The sequence below is a fragment of the Rosenbergiella sp. YN46 genome (genome assembly GCF_036620675.1).
Lineage (GTDB): Bacteria > Pseudomonadota > Gammaproteobacteria > Enterobacterales > Enterobacteriaceae > Jejubacter.
Window position 1 is genome coordinate 1 of the sequence record NZ_JAZHEE010000091.1, and the last position, 876, is coordinate 876.

Here is an 876-nt window from a genome sequence, read left to right on the forward strand (position 1 = left end):
CTTTTTCCGGGCCTGTGGGCTGGTTTTCAGGCTCACCAGATGGTCGCCTTTCCCCAGTTTTCTGAGTGCCTTATACTGCGCGCCTTTCTTCAGCGGTATCATCCAGTGGCGATGCTCTCCCGCCTGACTCCAGGCATTCAGCAGACCCAGTGAGTAATAACCTTTATCCATCAGGGTCAGCGTGTTATCGCCGGTCTGCTCTATCAGTTGTGCGGCGAGTGCATTTTCACTTTCTTTCATTGTGCCGAAGGCTGCTGCCGTTAAGAGGTGGCTGGTCAGCTCCATCTGACAGACCATTTTTACCTGCGGGTAGAGCCCCGGCTTTCCGGCGTACGTCTGGCGTGGGAAGGCTGCATCGTTCTCTGACGTATCCGGTGTGCGCCAGACCACACCATCCACAGCCAGCAGGGTCAGACCGCACCAGTGCGGATGCGTGGTGGAGCCATGCCAGCGTTGTGCCGTTTGTGTGAACACGCGGCGAACAGCCTCACTTCCCAGGCGCTGACGTGCCTGAATAACGGCACTGGGGGCCACGAAGGGGCGATTGCCCGGCAGCATGATATCCAGACGATTAACAATCTGATGAAGAGGCTCTTTACGCTCCAGGGCCATGCCGACAATGCACCAGACCATCATTTCGAGAGGGAGACGACGTTTACGCAGAGTAACCGTGCCTGATTCTTCAAGGCAGCGGGAAATCAGTTCTGGCTCCAGAAAGTCGCCCAGAGAAGTCAGAGGGTTACGCAAAGAATCATAACGGGAAACTAGATCAAGCGCCTGTCCAATGTGCATAAAAAAATCCGGAAACGAGTGAGCGTTTCCGGATTCTTACACAACTATTGGATCGATCAACCGATCCTTAACTGATCGGCATTA

Annotated in this window: 1 protein-coding gene; it reads right to left on the reverse strand. The window is 54.6% G+C overall.

Annotated elements, in window-relative coordinates; translation table 11 throughout:
* Positions 1 to 792: IS4 family transposase (locus tag V3W49_RS22640; RefSeq protein ID WP_500148195.1), on the reverse strand; the 792-nt coding region annotated here is incomplete at its 3' end.
* Positions 793 to 876 lie beyond the last annotated feature (84 nt).